General features: G+C 34.4%; 20 protein-coding genes. 19 read left to right on the forward strand and 1 reads right to left on the reverse strand.

The features are described 5' to 3' along the window. Positions 1–3 precede the first annotated feature (3 nt). The 7 genes from ACHRV3_RS08485 (at position 4) to ACHRV3_RS08515 (ending at position 8,673) form a co-directional block, all read left to right on the forward strand. Positions 4–1,155, forward strand: a complete 1,152-nt coding sequence (locus ACHRV3_RS08485) for a formimidoylglutamase (protein ID WP_230004642.1) — start codon at positions 4–6, stop codon at positions 1,153–1,155. A gap of 263 nt (positions 1,156–1,418) precedes the next feature. Beyond that, positions 1,419–2,813, forward strand: a complete 1,395-nt coding sequence (gene gldK / locus ACHRV3_RS08490) for a gliding motility lipoprotein GldK (RefSeq protein ID WP_047778527.1) — start codon at positions 1,419–1,421, stop codon at positions 2,811–2,813. Between the two features lie 60 nt (positions 2,814–2,873). After that, on the forward strand, positions 2,874–3,521 hold the full coding sequence (gldL, locus tag ACHRV3_RS08495) for a gliding motility protein GldL (protein ID WP_047778528.1): 648 nt from the start codon (positions 2,874–2,876) through the stop codon (positions 3,519–3,521). 52 nt (positions 3,522–3,573) lie between these two features. Beyond that, positions 3,574–5,115, forward strand: coding sequence for a gliding motility protein GldM (gldM, locus tag ACHRV3_RS08500; protein WP_047778529.1), 1,542 nt, complete (start codon positions 3,574–3,576; stop codon positions 5,113–5,115). Positions 5,116–5,159: 44 nt separating this feature from the next. Then, positions 5,160–6,149: a gliding motility protein GldN gene (gene gldN, locus ACHRV3_RS08505; protein WP_230005148.1), complete on the forward strand. Its 990-nt coding sequence runs from the start codon at positions 5,160–5,162 to the stop codon at positions 6,147–6,149. 408 nt (positions 6,150–6,557) lie between these two features. Further along, positions 6,558–7,547 carry a gliding motility protein GldN gene (gene gldN, locus ACHRV3_RS08510; RefSeq protein ID WP_047778531.1) on the forward strand — a complete coding sequence of 330 codons (990 nt, stop codon included), beginning with the start codon at positions 6,558–6,560 and terminating at the stop codon, positions 7,545–7,547. Positions 7,548–7,623: 76 nt separating this feature from the next. After that, positions 7,624–8,673 carry an NAD(P)/FAD-dependent oxidoreductase gene (locus ACHRV3_RS08515; RefSeq protein ID WP_395433944.1) on the forward strand — a complete coding sequence of 350 codons (1,050 nt, stop codon included), beginning with the start codon at positions 7,624–7,626 and terminating at the stop codon, positions 8,671–8,673. 4 nt (positions 8,674–8,677) lie between these two features. On the opposite strand, the gene ACHRV3_RS08520 is transcribed toward ACHRV3_RS08515, so the two are convergent. After that, a complete protein-coding gene (locus tag ACHRV3_RS08520) occupies positions 8,678–9,073 on the reverse strand; it encodes a DUF983 domain-containing protein (RefSeq protein ID WP_230004644.1) in 396 nt (131 codons plus the stop codon). Between the two features lie 345 nt (positions 9,074–9,418). Between ACHRV3_RS08520 and ACHRV3_RS08525 the strand changes: the two genes are divergently transcribed. The 12 genes from ACHRV3_RS08525 to ACHRV3_RS08580 all read left to right on the forward strand — a co-directional run bounded on the left by ACHRV3_RS08525 (position 9,419) and on the right by ACHRV3_RS08580 (position 20,301). Next, positions 9,419–9,994, forward strand: a complete 576-nt coding sequence (locus ACHRV3_RS08525) for a TerD family protein (RefSeq protein WP_230004645.1) — start codon at positions 9,419–9,421, stop codon at positions 9,992–9,994. 208 nt (positions 9,995–10,202) lie between these two features. Next, positions 10,203–10,868, forward strand: coding sequence for an HAD family hydrolase (locus tag ACHRV3_RS08530; RefSeq protein WP_395433945.1), 666 nt, complete (start codon positions 10,203–10,205; stop codon positions 10,866–10,868). Between the two features lie 2 nt (positions 10,869–10,870). After that, entirely contained in the window at positions 10,871–11,677 is an 807-nt protein-coding gene (locus tag ACHRV3_RS08535; protein WP_395427011.1) for a phosphoribosyltransferase family protein, read from the forward strand. 3 nt (positions 11,678–11,680) lie between these two features. Continuing rightward, positions 11,681–12,235, forward strand: a complete 555-nt coding sequence (locus ACHRV3_RS08540) for a TerD family protein (RefSeq protein WP_047778538.1) — start codon at positions 11,681–11,683, stop codon at positions 12,233–12,235. A 3-nt stretch (positions 12,236–12,238) separates the two neighbouring features. Next, positions 12,239–12,847 carry a TerD family protein gene (locus tag ACHRV3_RS08545; RefSeq protein WP_047778539.1) on the forward strand — a complete coding sequence of 203 codons (609 nt, stop codon included), beginning with the start codon at positions 12,239–12,241 and terminating at the stop codon, positions 12,845–12,847. Between the two features lie 4 nt (positions 12,848–12,851). Then, complete coding sequence (locus ACHRV3_RS08550; RefSeq protein ID WP_047778540.1) at positions 12,852–13,940, forward strand: toxic anion resistance protein; 1,089 nt, start codon at positions 12,852–12,854, stop codon at positions 13,938–13,940. Positions 13,941–13,966: 26 nt separating this feature from the next. Beyond that, positions 13,967–14,932 carry a hypothetical protein gene (locus ACHRV3_RS08555; protein ID WP_395433946.1) on the forward strand — a complete coding sequence of 322 codons (966 nt, stop codon included), beginning with the start codon at positions 13,967–13,969 and terminating at the stop codon, positions 14,930–14,932. 8 nt (positions 14,933–14,940) lie between these two features. Next, positions 14,941–15,492 (forward strand): TerD family protein, encoded by a 552-nt coding sequence (locus ACHRV3_RS08560; RefSeq protein ID WP_047778542.1) that lies wholly within the window; start codon positions 14,941–14,943, stop codon positions 15,490–15,492. 19 nt (positions 15,493–15,511) lie between these two features. After that, positions 15,512–16,171, forward strand: coding sequence for a TerD family protein (locus tag ACHRV3_RS08565; protein ID WP_047778543.1), 660 nt, complete (start codon positions 15,512–15,514; stop codon positions 16,169–16,171). A gap of 26 nt (positions 16,172–16,197) precedes the next feature. Next, positions 16,198–16,833 carry a VWA domain-containing protein gene (locus tag ACHRV3_RS08570; protein WP_230004650.1) on the forward strand — a complete coding sequence of 212 codons (636 nt, stop codon included), beginning with the start codon at positions 16,198–16,200 and terminating at the stop codon, positions 16,831–16,833. Positions 16,834–17,833: 1,000 nt separating this feature from the next. Continuing rightward, positions 17,834–18,886: a TerY-C metal binding domain-containing protein gene (locus ACHRV3_RS08575; RefSeq protein ID WP_395433947.1), complete on the forward strand. Its 1,053-nt coding sequence runs from the start codon at positions 17,834–17,836 to the stop codon at positions 18,884–18,886. Positions 18,887–18,891: 5 nt separating this feature from the next. Next, a complete protein-coding gene (locus tag ACHRV3_RS08580; protein ID WP_395433949.1) occupies positions 18,892–20,301 on the forward strand; it encodes a PP2C family serine/threonine-protein phosphatase in 1,410 nt (469 codons plus the stop codon).

A 20,301-nucleotide genomic window follows, 5' to 3' on the forward strand; every position in this document is an offset into this window, starting at 1 on the left:
AAAATGGAATTTGATTTTCTAGAACCGGTTAATGACGGGATTTTAAAATTCATTAGTTCATTGTCTTCTCAGGAATTAGGCAGTAAGGTTGTTTTTCATACTCAGGATCAGTTTCCGGATATTAGTAAAGTCACTATTGCGATTATTGGTGTTTTAGAAGATCGCCGTAATAGTGGTGTTGTTAATGAGGTAAATCTGACAGCTGTTCGAAAGAAATTTTATGGTATGTTTCCCGGTAATTGGGACGCTTCGATAGCAGATTTAGGAGATATCCTTGCAGGAGATTCTGTAGAGGATACGTACTTCGCACTTAAAAAAGTTACATCAGCTTTAATTAAGAATAAAGTGATTCCGATAGTTTTAGGAGGTTCACAGGATTTGACGTATGCTTTGTATCGTGCTTATGACGATTTGGAGCAAATGGTGAACATGGTTTCGGTGGATAATAAATTTGATTTTGGTAAAGACGATGAAGCGGTTTCTGCGAATTCTTATTTAACAAAAATTATTATTGACGAACCGAATAATCTCTTTAATTATTGTAATATTGGATTTCAGACGTATTACAATTCTCAAGAAGAAATTGATTTAATTGAAAAGCTGTTTTTTGACGCTTACCGTTTAGGTGAGATTTCGAATAAAATCGCTTTGGCTGAACCTGTTTTCAGAGATGCTGATTTGGTTAGTATTGATTTAAATTCGGTAAAGTCATCGGCTTCGGGGAATATGGTTTCTTTTGAACCGAATGGTTTTAATGGAAAAGAGATTTGTGCCTTGGCGAGATATGCCGGAATTAGCGATAAGGTTTCGTCTTTTGGGGTTTTTAATCACAACAGTACCGTACCGGAAGCGGCAATTATTGGTCAGATTGTTTGGTATTTTATCGAAGGATATCACTACCGATCCAAAGAATACCCATTTGGAAGCAGAGCGAATTATTTAAAGTATATTGTTCCTTTAGAAGAGGAAGAGTTGATATTTTATAAAAGTGACAAAACCGATCGTTGGTGGATTGAAATTCCGTACGAATCAAACGGTCACAATAAATTAAAAAGAAATACGTTATTACCCTGTTCTTACGATGAATATTTGCTTGCTTGCAATCAGGAATTACCGGAAAGATGGTGGAAAGCGCAGCGAAAAAACGCTTTGTAGACGGAAATTTTAGCGAAAATCAGGACTTTTTAAAGTTGCGAGAAAAAAGTTAAGAAACATTAGTAGGAAAAGATTTATAGAGTATAAAAAATAACGTTTTACGTCGATTTTTTGCGTTAGTTTATCGATAAAATATTTTTTTTTTATTTTATTTAACATTATTTTTGAACGGTGAAATAAATTTCGTGACTAGTATTGTTTTTTAGCTAAATAATAAATACGTTTACGGACTTATAATAATGAATAGATAATCCCAAATTTATATGAAGAAGTTTATTGCATTTGCAACAATATTAACCCTAGTTGTCGGCTGTGGAAAATCAGGTGATAAAGGTGAGTTAGTTGGTGTTACAGGAGGAAAATGGCATCCTGAAAAACCTTATGGAATGACATTGGTTCCAGGTGGGTCTTTTATTATGGGTAAATCAGATGCTGATTTGGCTAATGTAGAAGATGCTCCAACTAAAACAGTGACAGTTCGTTCGTTTTATATGGACGAAACTGAAATTACCAACAGTGAGTACCGTCAATTTGTGGAGTGGGTAAAAGACTCTACAATGAGAGTTCGTTTGGCTATTTTAGCTGACGAAACAGGTCAAAAAGGAGCAGGAGATGGTAAAGGTAAAAAAGCAGGTAGTATTGCTGATTATGCATTTAACGATTCTGATCCTGAAAAAATGACAGCTTACGATAAGTATATGTATGATAATTACTACAGCGTAGGAACGAAAGATGATCCGTATGCAGGTAGAAAATTGAATAAAAAAGTTAAGTTAATTAAAGATACTAAAGCGTATCCGGATGAGTATTACACTGAAGTAATGGATTCTATGTATTTGCCTATCGAAGAGTCTTACAATGGTTTAAGAACAATTGATGTAAATAAATTGAAATTCCGTTATTCTTGGATGGATATTCAGGCTGCTGCAAAAGCTAAAGTAGGTAAAAGAAAAGATTTCGTTAAAACAGAACAAGTAAGTGTTTACCCTGATACTACGGTTTGGATTAAAGATTTCGCTTACTCTTATAATGAGCCAATGCACAATGACTATTTCTGGCACAAAGCTTATGGAGATTATCCTGTAGTTGGTGTTACTTGGAAACAAGCAAAAGCATTCTGTGCTTGGAGAACTTTGAACAAAAACAGTTATATTAAATCTAAGAAAAAAGGACGTGACTTAGTAAATGCTTTCAGATTGCCAACAGAGGCAGAATGGGAGTATGCTGCAAGAGGAGGTCTGGAATCTGCTACATACCCTTGGGGAGGTCCTTATACGAAAAGTGACAGAGGTTGCTTCTTGGCAAACTTCAAACCAAGCAGAGGAGATTACGCAGCTGATGAGGCTTTGTATACTGTTGAAGCTAAATCTTACGACGTAAATGGTTACGGATTGTACAATATGGCAGGAAACGTTTCAGAGTGGACAGATTCAGCTTACAATCCAAATGCATACGAATATGTTTCAACAATGAACCCTAACGTTATTGATGGAAACAATCAAAGAAAAGTAGTTCGCGGTGGATCATGGAAAGATGTTGCTTACTTCCTACAAGTAAGTACTCGTGACCACGAATACGCAGATTCAGCTAGAAGTTATATTGGTTTCCGTACCGTTCAGGATTATATGGGTACTCAGGTAACTGGCAAAAAGAAGTAATTTCATAAATTAAATATCCAAATCAAATCTATTTCAAATTAAAACCTAAAAAAAAGTATTATGGCATTATTAAGTAAAAAAGCAATGAATTTCGCTTATGGTATGGGAGCGGCAGTAGTAATCGTTGGAGCATTATTCAAAATTACTCACTTTGAGATTGGACCATTAACAGGAACATTGATGTTATCAATCGGATTGTTAACTGAGGCGTTAATCTTTGCACTTTCTGCTTTCGAACCTGTTGACGAAGAGTTGGACTGGACTCTTGTTTACCCTGAATTAGCTAATGGACAAGCTAGAAAAAAAGCGGATAAAGTTGAAACTCCTTCTGATGCCCAAGGATTGTTGTCTCAAAAGTTAGACGTTATGTTGAAAGAAGCTAAAATTGACGGTGAATTAATGTCAAGTTTAGGAAACAGTATTAAAAATTTCGAATCAGCTGCTAAAGGAATTGCTCCTACTGTAGATTCTATCGCTTCTACTAAAAAATACAGCGAAGAATTGTCTATGGCTGCTGCACAAATGGAATCATTAAACAGCTTATACAAAGTACAATTAGAAAGCGCTGCAAGAAATGCAGATGCTAATAAAGAAATTGCTGACAATGCCTCTAAATTAAAAGAACAAATGCAATCAATGACTGCAAACATTGCTTCTTTAAACAATGTTTACGGTGGTATGCTTTCTGCAATGAGTAACAAAGGATAATTAGTTTTTAACTACTATATTAAAATTATTAATAAGAACTAATTAGAAAAAAATGGCAGGAGGAAAATTAACCCCTAGACAGAAGATGATTAACCTGATGTACTTGGTTTTCATCGCAATGTTGGCAATGAACGTGTCGAAAGAAGTAATATCAGGTTTTGGTTTATTTAACGAAAAATTCGAAGCTTCTAACACTACAGCAACTACAAATAATACCTCTCTATTAACAGCCTTAGATCAAAAAGCGGCTGAAGCAAAAGGAGAATTTGCTATCGCTGCAGTAACAGCTCACAAAATTGAAGCAGTTTCAAAAGATTTTTACGCTTACATCGGAACTTTAAAAGCACAATCTATCAAAGGATTTGAAGCAGATAAAGAAACTGGTAAATTACCTTACGAGTCTATGGACAGAGGAGATAATATCGACGACTGGTTTACAGGAGACGGTTATACTGCTAAAGGGAATGAGATTATCGCTAGAATTCAAAAATACAAAGCAGACATTAAAGCTGCTTTAGGATCAGATAAAAAATACGCTAACATTATTTCAGAGATCGATCAAAAATTTGATGTATCTGATGTTAAAAACAAAGACGGTATAAAAGAAAAATACTTAGCTTATCATTTTAAAGGTTTCCCTGCAATCGCATCAGCTGCTAAACTTTCAGCTTGGCAAAATGATGTTACTAAATTGGAAACTGATGTTTACAACAGTGCTTTAGGTAAAGCTGCGGTTGCTGCTGCATCTTATAGCAATTATCAAGCAATTGTTGTTTTAGACAAAAATGCTTACTTCCAAGGAGAAAAAGTTACAGGTAAGGTAGTTTTAGGTCGTTATGACGAAAACACTAAACCAACTTCATTCCAAGGTCCTGGACAAATCGTTAACGGACAAGCGGTTATTTCATTAACTGCCGGAGGTGTTGGAGAGCAAGATATTAATGGTCAATTTACTTTCTTGGAAGACGGAAAAAACATTCCTCTTAAATTTGCCGGGAAGTATGTTGTAGTACCAAGACCAAACGCTGCTACTATTTCTGCAGATAAAATGAATGTAGTTTATAGAGGAGTGGTTAACCCAATCTCTGTATCATTCGCTGGTGTTGATGCAAACAAAATTGTTGCAAGTGCTCCTGGATTAGTTTCTGCAGGTAAACCAGGTAAATATAACATGAGCCCGGGTCAAGGTACTGAAGCTACAATTTCTGTGACTGGAACATTACCAAACGGTGATAAAGTAACAGACAAGAAAACATTCAGAATTAAAGGTATTCCTGGACCAACAGGAACAATTAGAGGTGAGATGGGTGTTGTTAAAGGACCTAAATCTAACTTAGAAATTGCTACTATTGGTGCTAAATTACTTGATTTTGATTTTGAAGTTGGTTTAGATGTTGTTGGATTTAATTTAAAAGTTACTGGACAACCTACAGTTGTAGTTAGCGGTAACAGATTAAATGCACAATGCAAACAAATTCTTTCAAGAGCAGGTAAAGGAGATCAAGTTACTATTTCTGAAATTAAAACTAAACTTGTTGGAGCTGGTAGTTATTTATTACCAAGAACTGCTCCGGTAATTTACGAAATACAATAATAAAGTAGGTAAAACTACGTTCAATATCTTATAATGGTATCATGATGAAAGTAAGAATTTTTTTAATAGCTATTGTTTCTATCGCTGGAGGTTTTGCTTCTAATGCGCAATCGAATTTGCTTAATGCAAAAACACCGGATCAGATAGGACTTAAAACTCCTGCGCAGCTTATCTCCGATAATGATAAACCATTAGCTTATGGTTATGTTGATGACAGAGATGTATTGATGGGGAAAACTACTTGGGAAATCATTGATTTAAATGAAAAAATTAACTTCCCATTATATTTTCCGGTAGATACGGCTAATATTGGCCCTGACAGACGTTCTCTTTATGACGCTTTGACTAAAGCTATGAAAAATGGCAAAATAACTGAAGTGTATTCAGATAGCTATTTTAATACTAAAAAATCTCTGAAAGACATCCAAGGATCATTATCACGTATCGATACAACTGATGCAGGTAGAGAGTTAATTAACCAATACCCTGATGACTACAAAACTCACGTTGTGAAGAAAAAAGTAGTTACTGGTACAGGTAAAAAGAAAGTAGTAACTTATGTTGACGAAACTGTAGGTGCTACCAGAACTGTTCCTGCTGAATATATTTTGAAGCAAGATCTTACCTCTGCTGATGTTACACAGTACAAAATAAAAGGATACTGGTATTTCGACAAACGTCAAAGTGAATTGAAATATCGTTTATTGGGTATTTGCCCGGTAACTCCTGACGTTTATACTATGAACAGTGATGAGAAGGATTATATCGAGTTGTTTTGGATTTTCTATCCAAACTCAAGAGAAGCATTGCACGAAGCAAAAGCTTTTAATGACAATAACTCAGCGCTTCCGATTTCATTCGATCAAATTTTAAACTCAAGACGTTTTAATGCTATTTTGTACAAAGAAGAAAACTTGTACGGAGATCGTGAGATCAAAGAATACATGAAAGACAATGCACAGAATCAGTTGTTAGAATCTGAAAGAGTAAAAGAGAAGATTCGTAACTTCGAACAAGATATGTGGAACTACTAAGTTTCTGAAATTAAATTATATGAAAAACTCTTACTGCCTCGGTAGTAAGAGTTTTTTTTTGGTCGTATCTGAGGTACTTTCAGGTGTAAATACTTGGTTTTCAATGTGATTTAGGGTATTGTCGTTATTTTTTTGTAATTTTAATAAATGTGTCGAGAATATTAAGGGTTCAAGTCTTGAAGTTGTGAAGCAGTAAAATTGGATGTCATAATTTAGTTTGTTTTGAAAATATAGGCAGCGTTTGTTCTTTCGACGAAGAAGAAATCTCCACAAGTAGCTCTGTAAAAACGAGCTTAGTAAACAAAGATTTTTCCTTTTTTGAAATTGACAGCATTGCGGAAAATGAGGCTTGATGCATATTCAGTGAGTGTACGGAGTTACGTTTAATATCTTATAGTATTTATCATGATGAAGATTAGATTTTTCTTAGTAACAATTGTTTTTATTGCAGGAAGTTTTACTTCAAACTCACAATCCAATTTGCTTAATGCTAAAACGGCGAATCAAATTGGACTTAAGACCCCCGCTCAGCGTATATCAGATAATGATAAACCTTTGGCTTATGGTTATGTTGACGACAGAGATGTATTGTTGGGTAAGACCGTCTGGGAGATCATCGACTTGAATGAAAAAATTAACTTCCCATTATACTTTCCGGTTGATACCGCCAATATTGGCTCGGAGAGACGTTCGTTATATGATGTTTTGACAAAAGCGATGCGGAACGGTAAAATAACCGAAGTTTATGCGGATAGTTATTTCAATACTAAAAAATCGTTGAAAGACATTCAGGGATCATTATCGCGTGTTGATACAACGGACGCTGGAAGAGAGTTAATTAATCAATATCCGGACGATTACAGGACACGTGTTGTAAAGAAAAAAGTGGTGACCGGTACCGGTAAGAAGAAAAGCGTGACGTATGTTGATCAGACCGTTCCGGCTTCGAGAACTGTTCCTGCCGAATATATTTTGAAGCAAGACCTTACCGCAGCTGATGTGACCCAATATAAAATAAAAGGGTATTGGTATTTTGACAAACGTCAGAGTGAATTGAAATACCGTTTACTGGGTATTTGCCCTGTAACTCCTGATGTGTATACGATGAATAGTGATGAAAAGGACTATATTGAATTATTTTGGGTTTTCTTTCCCAATGCGCGCGAGGTGTTACATGAAGGGAAGGCTTTTAATGATAAAAATTCGGCACTTCCGATTTCGTTCGATCAGCTTTTAAATTCGCGGCGTTTTAATGCTGTTATCTACAAAGAAGAAAACGTTTATGGGGATCGTGAAATAAAAGATTATATGAAAAACAATGCCGACTATCAATTGTGGGAGGCTGAAAGAGTTAAGGAAAAGATTCGCGACCTCGAACAAGATATGTGGACCTACTAGGCTCGTAAAATTAAATTATAAGAAAAACTCTTAGTACCTTTGTAGTAAGAGTTTTTTTATTTTACCATTATTGAATATGATTGATTATCTCATTGTCGGATCAGGATTAGCCGGAATTTCGTTTGCTGAACGAGCGCTTCAAAACCATAAAACTATTTTAGTAATTGATGATAAATCTCAAATATCATCAAGAGTGGCGGGAGGTTTATACAATCCCGTTATTCTAAAGCGATTTAGTGAAGTCTGGAAAGCACAGGAACAATTAGATTTGATGGATGAATTCTACAGTCAGGTGGAAGCTAAATTGGAGACCAAATTTAATTTCAGGCTTCCTATTCTCAGAAAATTCTTTTCTATTGAAGAGCAGAACAATTGGTTTTCAGCCTCTGATAAACCACTTTTGGCCAATTTCCTTTCTACAAAGTTGATTTTTAAGAAATATACAGGAATCGATTCGTCTTTTGATTATGGTGAAGTATTACACACAGGTTATGTCGATACAGGACTTTTGTTGGATAAATATCAGGCGTATTTGATTCAGAATAAGTTGTTGCAACAGGAATCATTTGACTATTCTAAATTGATTGTTGGAGAAGATTTTGTAACCTATAATGGGATTGAAGCCCGAAATGTAATCTTCGCAGAAGGCTTTGGTTTACACGCCAATCCATTTTTTCAGGATTTACCGCTTGATGGCACAAAAGGGGAGTTGTTTATTATAAAAGCACCCGATCTTGATTTGGATGTTATTGTGAACACCAGCGTCTTTATTTTGCCTTTGGGAGATGATTTATACAAAGTGGGTGCTACTTACAATTGGCAGGACAAAACCGCTACTCCAACAGCAGAAGGAAGAGCGGAGTTAACAGAGCGTATTCAAGAAATCATCAATTGTGATTTCGAGATTGTATCGCATTTTGGAGGAGTAAGGCCAACAGTAAAAGACCGAAGACCTATTATTGGTACACATAACCTACATCAACGATTACACCTCTTAAATGGACTGGGAACACGTGGTGTAATGCTCGGACCGGCGATGGCAAAAGATTTGTTTGCTTATATTGAAGACAAAACGCCTTTGGATCCGGTGATTGATATTTACCGTTTTTATAAAAAAAGAAAATAACGGTCTATTGTTTTTTTGCTTTTGGATCTGCTTTTGCATCGTAAGAGACAAACATATTGATGTAGATGTTTCTTGAAAGACGCAAAACAAAAGGGAATAACACCACTAAAGTAACAATAATAGCCAGAAACGATTGCTCGATAGTACTCTCAAAAAATACGAATGAAACAATAAAAGCGGCAATTCCCACTGCAACATTTAATCCGTAGCTCACATACATTGCACCGTAGAAAAAGGAAGGTTCAATTTGGTATTTTAATCCGCAATGGCTGCAGTTCTCATTCATTTTGAGAACTTTAGTCAAATGAAGCGGATTTTGGTCTGCATACATGCTTTCATTTTGACATTTTGGACAACTTCCTGTTAAAATACTATTTATTTTAGATCCTTTTTTGAACATTTATATGGGGCGTATTTATGAAATAGTGTGGATTTGATTTAAAGTTTCAATAATTCGTACTGAACGATCGTCTTTTTTTGATTGCTTCGAATTCAATGTAAATATAGTGATAAAGTTTCTCTTTTTTATTGAATTGGGAATCTCGTTTGTTTGTATTTTGAGTCATTTTTGCTAGTGCTTTGGGGTTGAACAGGTTTGCCGGAGAATATTCAGAATAGTATTGTTTTCTATGATTTTTGTAGATTTTGTTGATAAATATTTCTCTTTTTACGTACTCCCACATTTTTCATGAGGGGCTTTTTTGTATCATTGTATAGTTTAAGAAATTCTAATTAAAATATCGTAATGGCTATAAATTTACAAAAAGGGCAAAAAATTGATATTGGCTTGTTTAAGATTACAATTGGGTTAGGATGGGATCCAAATGAAGGAACGGGACATGATTTTGACTTAGATGCTTCAGCGATTATGATTAATGCAAACCGCAAGCTTTTAGGAGAAAATTATTTTGTTTTTTACAATAATCTAAACTCTCCCGATGGAGCATTAGAGCACACAGGAGATGATCCGACAGGAGGAAACAGTGATGGTGATGATGACGAAGCAATAAAGGTAGACCTCAGTAAATTAGATGCTACTGTTGAAGAAATTCTTTTTGTAGTGACTATCGAAGATTTTGAACGTAGAAAACAAAATTTCGGACAGGTGCGAAATTCTTATATCAGAATTGTAGATGATGCAAACGGTCAGGAAATTGCCAAGTACGAATTAGACGAAGATTTTTCTATAGAAACCGGAGTAGAATTTGGCAGGTTGTACAAACGAAACGGTAATTGGAGATTTGAAGCTTCCGGTATCGGGTATAGAGCCGATTTAAGTTTCTTTCTGGAGAAATATTACTCAGGAGAAATTATTAAATAAAACCTGTGATTTCAAATAGAGTAAGAATCTATTAGAGTATGGGGCAATGTCATTAAATTAAGGATTCTCAAAAAAAAGGCTTACACAGATTTTAGCAGAACAGAAAAATCCGCAAAATCTGCGTGAAAGAACCTCTTAACTTAATGATATTGTGGTATGGGTTGAGTAAACGATATCGTTTCGAATATGCATTTTTAAATAAAGACTTTTGGAAATAAATTATAAAAATTACAGTCACCTTTCTTTTGATTTGTGGCTGACTTTAATAAAATCAAATCCGGAATTTAAGCAAAGAAGGAACTTGTTATTCAAGGATTTCTTTGAAATTAACCATGGAATTGAAAAAGTAAATGAAGTAGTTCGGTATTATGATGTTTTATGCAATACAATTAACGAAAAAACAGGATTAAATTTAGATACATACGAGATTTATTATTTAATTTTAAGCGCTTTAGACGTAGATATGGATCAAAACGGAACAGATCGACTGTCTCAGTTTTATGATCATACAGAAGAATTGTTTCTGGAGTTTAAACCGGTATTAATTTATCCGGAGATACAAAAGATGTTTAAAGACGTTACCGATCAGGGTAAAACGATTAACATTTTGAGCAATACCGCTTTTATTAAAGGTCGAACTTTAAGAAAGGTATTGCAACATTATGAGTTGTCGGAGTATTTTAAATTTCAGATTTACTCGGATGAAGTTGGGTTTTCAAAACCAAACCAGGAGATTTTTCAATTGGTATTGGATGAAATTGAGACTTATAAAAAAATAGAAAAAAAAGATGTTTTGCATATTGGAGATAATCCTATTGCAGATTACAATGGAGCATTAGAGTTTGGTTTTAATGCGCATTTATTAAAAAATTAAAAGTGAATAAAAGTTACAGCTTACACAAAATAACAGAAAAAGAAAACTGCCCTTTTGAGGAGGCAGCCTATAGCAGATTTAAATTTGGAGATAAATTCTATGCAGAGCAATTTGCAAAAGAATTGTTTGAAGGATTTGCTGTTCAATTTAAAGATCTGATCTTGTCTAATACAGAGATTGTCATTTTACCAAGTCCTTATTTGTCCATTCCGACAGCATCAAACTTTTTATGCTACTATTTTAAAAAAGAACTCAATGGGTTTTTGTTTAAAAATGGTAAAAAGGCCTGTATTGAATCTAAAATTTACAGAAATCAAACCTATGTTACCGATTATGGAAATTTGGATTTTGAGGAGAGAGTTAAATTAATCTCAAACGATACCTATTACATCGATCGCAATTTTATCGAAGGCAAACTTTGCATTTTTGTTGATGACATCAAGATTACCGGTAGTCATGAGCATACCGTAATAAAGATTCTGGATCAATATGATGTAAAAGGAGATTTTGTTTTTGTTTATTTTGCGGAATTAGTAAACAAAGGAATTCATCCAAAAATCGAAAATCACTACAATTATTTTGCAGTTCACAATGTAGAAGATATTGTTTCTATTATAAACAGTGAGCATTTTCAGTACAATACCAGAATTGTGAAATTTATTTTGAGTCTGGACGCAGAGCAGTTTGCTTTTTTGGCAGCCAATATTCCGACGGCAAAAAGCAACGAATTATTTCATCTGGCAATTAGTAATAACTATCATCAAATTTTAGAATATAAAAGCAATATTAACGTAATAAAAATAGATTAAATTATGGCTATCAATTTGCAAAAAGGACAAAGAGAAAATATAAATGCGCCAAAATTCACCATTGGTTTAGGATGGGATACAAACAACAGTAGTACAGGTTCAGGTTTTGATCTTGATGCTTCTGTTTTTATTCTGGGAGATAACGGTAAGATATTATCAGACTCTCATTTTATATTCTACAATAATCTAAAGTCACCGGATGAATCAGTTATTCACACAGGAGATAACCTGACAGGAGACGGAGACGGAGATGATGAGCAAGTAAAAATAGATTTAACCAAAATTGATGCAGCGGCAAAAGAAATTTGTGTTGTGGTTACGATTCATGATGCCCACAACAGAAAGCAAAATTTCGGACAGGTGCGTAATTCATTCATTCGTATTGTAGACGATTCGAATACGACTGAATTAGTTAAATACGAATTAGAAGAAGATTTCTCTATAGAAACGGCCGTTGAATTTGGAAGAATATACAACAAAGACGGACAATGGAAATTTGAAGCTAAGGGAGCCGGAATGAAAGGCGGATTAGAAGATTACTTAAATAAATATAACTAAGATATGGCAATTAATTTAGAAAAAGGACAACGTATTAATCTTGAAAAAAGTAACGGTACAAAATTACAAAATATTTGCGTAGGTGTAAACTGGGGCGCTATTGAGAAAAAAGGATTTTTCGGTACTAAAAAAGAAGCGGTAGATTTAGATGCCAGCTGTGCGATCTATGATGATAAAAAAAATCACATTGATTCTGTAAACTTTAGAAAACTAATTTCTAATGACCGTGCTGTGAAACACAGTGGAGATGATTTAACAGGAGATTTAAATGGTGATGACGGATTAGACAACGAAGTTATTACGTTAGATTTCTCTCAACTGTCACCGTCTGCTAACCACGTTGCTTTTTTTATAAACAGTTTCAGAGGACAGGATTTTAAAGATATTCCTTTTGCTTCTATCAGAATTTACGAAGGAACTCCAACCCGAGTAAGTGAAGAATTTGCACGTTATGATATTGCAAACGATGCTACTTTTGCCGGAAATGTATCGATGGTTTTAGGTGTTTTTTACAAAAGAAACGACGACTGGAAATTTAGCGCAGTGGGTGTACCGACAAACGATAAAAAACTGGAGCAAACGATAGTTACTATTCAACAGAACCACTTATAAAATCATGTTAGAAAATCAATTAGTTACTCAGGAGAATACTGCTTTAATTGATAAAGACGGAAATGTAAATCTGGCTTCCGTTACAGAAGCAGATGTAAACAATTACAAAGCCATCTCCAATCAGTTGAATGAAAACGACGCCAATTCGATTCTGAATTATGGTGCCGAAATTCAAAACTCGATCGCCAAACAAAGTGATACTTTTTTGACCAATGTCAGAACGTATAATTCCGGTGAGGTAGGAACTTTGATTAATGATTTACTGACCGAATTAAATTATGTAGACGTAGATCAGTTAGATCAAGGGCCGTTTAAAAGGTTCTTGTCTAAGATTCCTTTGTTGAATAAACTAATTACCGATGTAAAAAAGTTATTCCAGGAGTACGACAGAATTACGGTAAACATTGATAAAATCAGTAATAAGGTAAAAGCCGGAATGATCAATTCTGTGAAAGATAACAGTGCACTTCAAACGATGTTTGACGGTAATGTGAATCTGATCAAAGAAATGGAAAAACACATTATTGCAGGGCAAATTCGATTTAAAGAATTGAACGAAGAACTTGCTGTAATGGAAGGAAAAAGTGCCGATTATCAGGATTATCAAATCTCAGATAAAAGAACCTTCATTAATCGATTAGACAAACGTCTTGCTGATATGAAAATCGTGCGTTTTATCATGTTGCAATCTTTGGCGCAAATTAGAGTAGTGCAAAACAACAACACCTCTATTGCCGAAAAAGCACAGTCTATTTTGACCACTACAATGCCGGTTTGGAAAAACCAACTTACATTGGCCGTTGCTTTACAAAGACAAAAACAGAATATTGAGATTCAAAGAAGAGTGTCTGAAACGACCAATACTATTTTGCAAAAGAATGCAGAAATGCTGAAACAAAACAGTATCGAAGTGGCAAGAGAAAACGAGAACACCATCGTTTCACTTGAAACACTTAAAATGACGACAAAATCTTTGATCGATACCCTGACAGAAGTAAAACAAATACACGATCAAGGTACAGAAACCAGAAGACAATTGGATGCCGGTTTACAAAGTCTGGAACAAGAATTGAAAAAAGGCGTCGTAAGCTAGAGAATTGAATATTTGAAATTAGATAAATGCAGGAGGAAGAGGAGAGCTATCTTCGAATAATAAAAGACAGTAACAGAAAACTTGTGATTTTAGAATTGTTATCCAATTTCTTTAATCACAAGGATCTTGTTGGGGTTTTGGTAAGAACGAAAATCATTCATACGCTATTTCAAAACAATCGAATATTAGACATTAATAAATTAGAATTATTTCATATTCAGTTTACCAACAGTCTGATCGATTTGTTTCAAAAAATAAAAAAATCAAAAGAGCAGCAGTATCTTTTAATCACAGACGAGATTTATATTAATGATGATATTGTATCAAAATTAAAATTAGAAATCGGTGAGACCAAGTTTGCCAAACAAATGCAGCTTCACGCACAAAACATGTCCAAAAAGATCGAAGAACTTTATCAGTTGTTCGTTTCAGATACCGACAGTTTTTTTAATTGGAATGACATAGTGGCTTTTTCTCAAAATATTCAGGCCGAATATTACAGAGAGATTACAATTGAGCAATATGAAAAGCTTTCCCAATTCAATAAAAGCGTATACGAAAATGCACATGCTAAATTTGAAAAAAAACTTTTAGGACGGTTAAACATCCTGAATTTTAAAATCAAGTTTTTGTGTGGATTGGTTTGCAACAACGAGACCATAGAGATTTACGAGTTTAGAGATTCTAATGACAAATTTGTTTTTGTCTCGAACGAAAAATCGTTTTATTTCTGGAATGAAGAAGTGACGTTAGGAGTTGATATTTCGAAAAACGGTTCTGCCAAAGAAAGTATTTTGAGAGATTTGAAAACCAAAAATGCCGAGTTAAAGAAAGAACTCAGTACGATAAAAACAACGCTGCCCGAAACAGTTCTCGAGGTGTTAAAAGAATACCACGAAAAAATTTCATCAGTAGATTTTCTGGACGAATTACAGAACGTTGATGAACAAACAAATATTTTAAAAACAATGTTGAATATTAATATTAATTAAAGAATAAAATGGCAATTAACTTAGAGAAAGGACAAAGACAAAGTATTGATGCGCCTAAATTTACTGTAGGTTTAGGATGGGATAGTAATGCAAGCAGCACCGGGACAAGTTTTGATTTGGATGCGTCAGTATTTTTAGTTGGTGCAAATGGAAAACTTCCAAATGACAATCATTTTATTTATTACAACAACTTAAAATCACCGGATCAGGCGGTTATTCACGCAGGAGATAACCTAACAGGAGCAGGAGACGGAGATGATGAAAAAATACAAATAGACTTATCAAAAATTTCACCGGATGTTTTTGAGATTTCTTTCGTAGTTACCATTCATCATGCCGATACAAAAAGACAAAATTTTGGACAAATCAGAAATTCGTTTATCAGAATTTTAGATCAATCTAATGTAGAATTGGTGAAGTACGAGCTTGATGAAGATTTCTCTATCGAAACAGCCGTTGAATTTGGAAGAATTTACAAAAGAAACGAAGAGTGGAAATTTGAAGCAGTTGGTATCGGAATGAAAGGTGGTTTACAAGATTACTTAAATAAATACAACTAATTAAACACAATTTACAAACATGGCAATTAACTTAACCAAAGGACAAAAAATTGATTTAAGAAAATCAAGTGGTGAAACACTAACCGATTTCTGTGTTGGTGTGAACTGGGGAGCTATCGAAACTAAAGGTTTTTTAGGATTATCTAAAAACATAAAAGAGATCGACTTAGATTTAAGTTGTGTACTTATTGACGATCAAAATAAAATTTGTGATCATTTGTATTCTCCTTTATACAGAATAGAAGCTTTACAGCAATTTGGTTTGCCACAAGGTAAATTGTTAACCTCTGACGGGGCTTTAAAACATACAGGCGATGATCTTGCCGGAGATACCGGTGGAGATGATGGTCTTGACAACGAAATCATTACAGTTGATTTATCGAAAGTTAATGCAAACGTAAACCAGATATTTTTCTTCCTGAATAATGCCGGGACGGAAGATTTCTCTCAAATTCCTTACGCTAAAATCAGAATGTACGAAGGAACTCCAACCAGAGTGGTTTCTGAGTTTGCCTCTTATAACGTTTCTGCAGATTCGCAATACGTAAACAAACGTTCGATCATCATGGGGAAGCTATACAAAAGAAATAACGAATGGAAATTTAGTGCCATTGGTGACCCGACAGCAGATACTTTTTTAGGACAAACTATTCATAAAATTGTAGCGTCATACCTTTAGTATTCCACTATAAATAAAATAGTACGATGAGACGATTACCAGTATATTTTTTATTAGATACGTCCGGATCAATGTACGGCGAACCTATTCAGGCTTTGAATAATGCGTTGAACGGTATGATTAATAATCTGCGTTCAGATGCACAAGCTTTAGATTCGCTTTGGATCAGTATTGTAACTTTTGACAGAGAAGTAAAAGAGATTGTACCCTTAACCGAGTTGGTTCATTTTCAGCTTCCGGAGATTACTTGTCCACAAAGTGGTCCTACCAATACAGGAGCCGGATTAGATTTTATAATTCAGAAAGTAAATGCAGAAGTAATAAAAGGTTCCCCGACTCAAAAAGGAGACTGGAAACCTTTACTTTTTGTTTTTACCGATGGAAAACCTTCGGATATTCAGTTTTACAGAGAAAAAACGCAAGAAATTAAAGCGTTAAATTTTGGCGCTGTTGTAGGTTGTGCAGCCGGTCACATGGCAGATGATAGTATTCTTAAGGAACTTACTGCCAATGTCGTTCATTTGGCCTCAGCAGACAGCTCGACTTTAAAACAATTTTTTAAATGGGTCTCTGAAACGATCGAACAAGGGAATAAAAGCCAGGGAACCGGAGAAAGCGTACTGCTGCCACCACCACCAAGCGAAATAACGGTAGTCATTTAATCCTGATCAATTCAGTTTTAAGTTTACATTTTCGAATTGTTGTCTGACAAAGACAAGTTCGGAAGGTAACTTAAATCAATTTTCGACTTCTTCAATCGTAAATTTTACTACTATTTTGTTTTTCGAAAACCCGTATCAAAGTAGTTTAGTAATTAGGATATAAGTTGTTGTAATAACCCATTGGGTTCAATTAATTTTAACACATAGAATCATAGCTAACAAAACATATAAAAAGACGTTTCACTTAAAATAAATCGCATAAGCTAATGTGAAGAAAATATAATTTTCTTGAAACGTTTCAATTTATAGATTCAAAATCTATGTCTCTATGTGTTAAAAAGATTTAGCAGAATTACACCTAGAGGGTTATAGTAACTCATTGGGTTCAATTAATTTTAACACATAGAGACATAGTTAACAAAACATAAAAAAAGACGTTTCATTTAAAATAAATCGCATAACCTTATGTGAAAAAAGTATGATTTTCTTGAAACGTTTCAATTTATAAATTCAAAATCTATGTCTCTATGTGTTAAAAAAGATTTAGCAGAATTACATCTAGCGGATTATAGTAACCCATTGGTTCAATTAATTTTAACACATAGAGACATAGCTAGCAAAGCATAAAAAAGACGTTTCACTTAAAATAAATCGCATAAGCTAATGTGAAGAAAATATAATTTTCTTGAAACGTTTCAATTTATAAATTCAAAATCTATGTTTCTATGTGTTAAAAAGATTTAGCAGAATTGCACCTAGCGGATTATAGTAACCCATTGGGTTCAATTAATTTTAACACATAGAGCCATAGCTAGTAAAGTATAAAAAAGACGTTTCACTTAAAATAAATCGCATAAGCTTATGTGAAGAAAATATAATTTTCTTGAAACGTTTCAATTTATAAATTCAAAATCTATGTGTCTATGTGTTAAAAAAATTAGCTGATTCCCCAAAACAGGTTATAATAAATATTTTTTAATGTTTTAAAATTCTTCATAAAATGAGAAGATTACCCATATATTTTTTGATTGACATCTCGGAATCAATGGTTGGAGAACCCATTCAGCAAGTTGAAGAAGGATTAGCCACCATAATTCAGGCATTAAAAACAGATCCACATGCGCTGGAAACGGTTTTTGTTTCGATCATTGTTTTTGCAGGTCAGCCAAAAACATTGGTACCCTTACAGGAAATAGTGAGTTTTTATCCGCCTAAATTTCCAGTTGGAAGTGGAACATCATTGAGTAAGGGATTAGGACATTTGATGTACGAATTAAGAAATAATATTGTAAAAACAACTTATGAAGTAAAGGGAGACTGGAAACCAATTGTATTTCTGTTTACAGACGGAGTACCAACCGACGACAGTCAGGCCGCCATAAACGAATGGAAAGAAAATTGGCAACGAACCGCTAATTTAATTGCTGTTTCTTTCGGAAACGAAACCGATACAAAATTATTGGGGCAGTTGACAGAAAATGTACTTCATTTTAAAAACACCAATGTACAATCGTATAAAGAGTTTTTCAGATGGGTTACTGATTCGATCAAGACAAGCAGTATTAGTGTCGAGAATAATTCATCAGGTTTTGAATTGGCAAAATTAGAAGGCGAAACACTTTCTAAAATAGATTTGACCAAAGCAGAACCTGTTAGACAATATGTTGATGATAATTATGTGGTTTTGAACGGTAAATGTCAAAATTCAAAAAGACCGTATTTGATGAAATACCGCAAAACAATTGCACCGTCAATTTATGCAGGAGTTGAATTGAGTTCAAAAAATTACAAACTCGTTGGCGCATACCAAGTCGATAATTCTTATTTCGAATTGGCAGACGAATCGACCTTTAATACTACCGTAAATACAGAAGAACTCACTGGATTTCCTACCTGCCCTTGTTGTGGGAACCAAATTGCTTTTGCAGTCTGTGTTTGCGATAAAATACATTGTATTGGAGACGAAGAGATCAGTACCTGTCCGTGGTGCCATAATCAGGGATCTTATGGTTACGGAGAAGGTGGTTTTGATGTCAGCAGAACCCAAGGATAACACTTATGGAAGAGACCAAAAGATATCTTCAGTCTTTTTTATTCCAAAATAAAATCGATATTCCAAAAAGCAAAGAATCGCTTTTTGAAGATTTTATTAGTGATGAAACAAACAGTGCAGCAGTAAAAATAATAAAAGAAAAGCAACAGCTGATTATGGACAATTGGAAGTTAAAGAATAGAATTGACGATATTATGCAGCATTCTTTTTTCTTGCCCAACGGTACGGTGAATAAAGAATATGAATCAAAAATTGACTTTATAAAACTGGGTTGGGAAGATATTATTTTTTACGAAATTGAAAATTTAGAAGAAACAGGACTTTATTTTGATGCTGCCGAAAAATTGCTTTTTGGAATCCCAAAAAGAAGCGGCGATTTAAAAATAAAATTACGTTTTAAAATAGAGGGAGAAGCTGAGGAAGCGCTATTAAACGAAAAAATAGTTACGCTGATCATAAACCCGGATCCAAAGTCATTGTGGAAAAATATTGAAAGTGATCCCAATGCCCCTTTTAGTAAAGAAGACAATGTAGCTGTTTCAGCTGTTTTTTTGGACAAAAATATTGTAGTCGCTTCCAAAAGAGGTCGCAGTCATGCTAATGTAGGTTCTTTTAGAGAAGATGATTTTGCATTCAGAAATTTCGAAGCAAACGGATGGAGCGTTTTGGCTGTTTCGGACGGAGCAGGTTCTGCAACGCTGTCCAGAAAAGGATCAAAATTAGCGTGTTATGCTATAATTGACTATTTTGAAACCCATTTAAATACTGAAATTTGGAGCAAGTTCGAAGAGTTGGCGCTAAATTATTATGCTAAAAAAGATCCGGAATTAATTCAAAAAACAAACGATTTTGTATGTACTAATCTGTCGAAAGCGGCACATTTTGTAAATCAAAAGATAGCAGAATTTGCAACAGAGCAGGGTGAGGAATTGAAAAATTTTCATGCCACTTTGATTTTTACTTTGGTTAAAAAATATGATTTTGGTTATGCCATTTTAAGCTTTGGAGTTGGAGATTGCCCGATAAATTTGATCAGCAAAGATTTAACTGAGGTAAGTTTAATGAATCTTATAGACGCTGGAGAATTTGGTGGTGGCACCCGATTTATAACCATGCCGGAAATCTTTCAAAACGAGAATTTTTCGTCCCGATTTGGTTTTAAAATAGTAGATGATTTCTCTTATCTGGTATTGATGACCGACGGAATCTATGATCCAAAGTTTGAGGTTGAAGCCAACTTAGAAAAAATAGAGAAATGGAAGGCATTTCTGTCCGATTTGAAAGGCGATAATGCAGAAAAAGCCAAAGTAGATTTTGAGCGTGACAATGCAGCTATTGCAACACAGCTCTCGGACTGGATGGATTTTTGGAGCCCCGGAAATCACGACGACAGAACTCTTGCTATAATTTACTAG

The organism is Flavobacterium sp. FlaQc-49, assembly GCF_044005985.1.
GTDB classification, from domain to species: Bacteria; Bacteroidota; Bacteroidia; order Flavobacteriales; family Flavobacteriaceae; genus Flavobacterium; species Flavobacterium cupriresistens.

Excerpts from the sequence above, each read along its gene's own strand:
- gldK (WP_047778527.1), top strand. The coding sequence starts at position 1,419 with ATGAAGAAGTTTATTGCATTTGCAACAATATTAACCCTAGTTGTCGGC.
- gldN (WP_047778531.1), top strand. The coding sequence starts at position 6,558 with ATGAAGATTAGATTTTTCTTAGTAACAATTGTTTTTATTGCAGGAAGT.
- ACHRV3_RS08540 (WP_047778538.1), top strand. The coding sequence starts at position 11,681 with ATGGCTATCAATTTGCAAAAAGGACAAAGAGAAAATATAAATGCGCCA.
- ACHRV3_RS08550 (WP_047778540.1), top strand. The coding sequence starts at position 12,852 with ATGTTAGAAAATCAATTAGTTACTCAGGAGAATACTGCTTTAATTGAT.
- gldN (WP_230005148.1), top strand. The coding sequence starts at position 5,160 with ATGAAAGTAAGAATTTTTTTAATAGCTATTGTTTCTATCGCTGGAGGT.
- ACHRV3_RS08575 (WP_395433947.1), top strand. The coding sequence starts at position 17,834 with ATGAGAAGATTACCCATATATTTTTTGATTGACATCTCGGAATCAATG.
- ACHRV3_RS08485 (WP_230004642.1), top strand. The coding sequence starts at position 4 with ATGGAATTTGATTTTCTAGAACCGGTTAATGACGGGATTTTAAAATTC.
- ACHRV3_RS08580 (WP_395433949.1), top strand. The coding sequence starts at position 18,892 with ATGGAAGAGACCAAAAGATATCTTCAGTCTTTTTTATTCCAAAATAAA.
- ACHRV3_RS08565 (WP_047778543.1), top strand. The coding sequence starts at position 15,512 with ATGGCAATTAACTTAACCAAAGGACAAAAAATTGATTTAAGAAAATCA.
- ACHRV3_RS08555 (WP_395433946.1), top strand. The coding sequence starts at position 13,967 with ATGCAGGAGGAAGAGGAGAGCTATCTTCGAATAATAAAAGACAGTAAC.
- ACHRV3_RS08570 (WP_230004650.1), top strand. The coding sequence starts at position 16,198 with ATGAGACGATTACCAGTATATTTTTTATTAGATACGTCCGGATCAATG.
- ACHRV3_RS08515 (WP_395433944.1), top strand. The coding sequence starts at position 7,624 with ATGATTGATTATCTCATTGTCGGATCAGGATTAGCCGGAATTTCGTTT.
- ACHRV3_RS08545 (WP_047778539.1), top strand. The coding sequence starts at position 12,239 with ATGGCAATTAATTTAGAAAAAGGACAACGTATTAATCTTGAAAAAAGT.
- gldM (WP_047778529.1), top strand. The coding sequence starts at position 3,574 with ATGGCAGGAGGAAAATTAACCCCTAGACAGAAGATGATTAACCTGATG.
- ACHRV3_RS08520 (WP_230004644.1), bottom strand. The coding sequence starts at position 9,073 with ATGTTCAAAAAAGGATCTAAAATAAATAGTATTTTAACAGGAAGTTGT.
- gldL (WP_047778528.1), top strand. The coding sequence starts at position 2,874 with ATGGCATTATTAAGTAAAAAAGCAATGAATTTCGCTTATGGTATGGGA.
- ACHRV3_RS08525 (WP_230004645.1), top strand. The coding sequence starts at position 9,419 with ATGGCTATAAATTTACAAAAAGGGCAAAAAATTGATATTGGCTTGTTT.
- ACHRV3_RS08560 (WP_047778542.1), top strand. The coding sequence starts at position 14,941 with ATGGCAATTAACTTAGAGAAAGGACAAAGACAAAGTATTGATGCGCCT.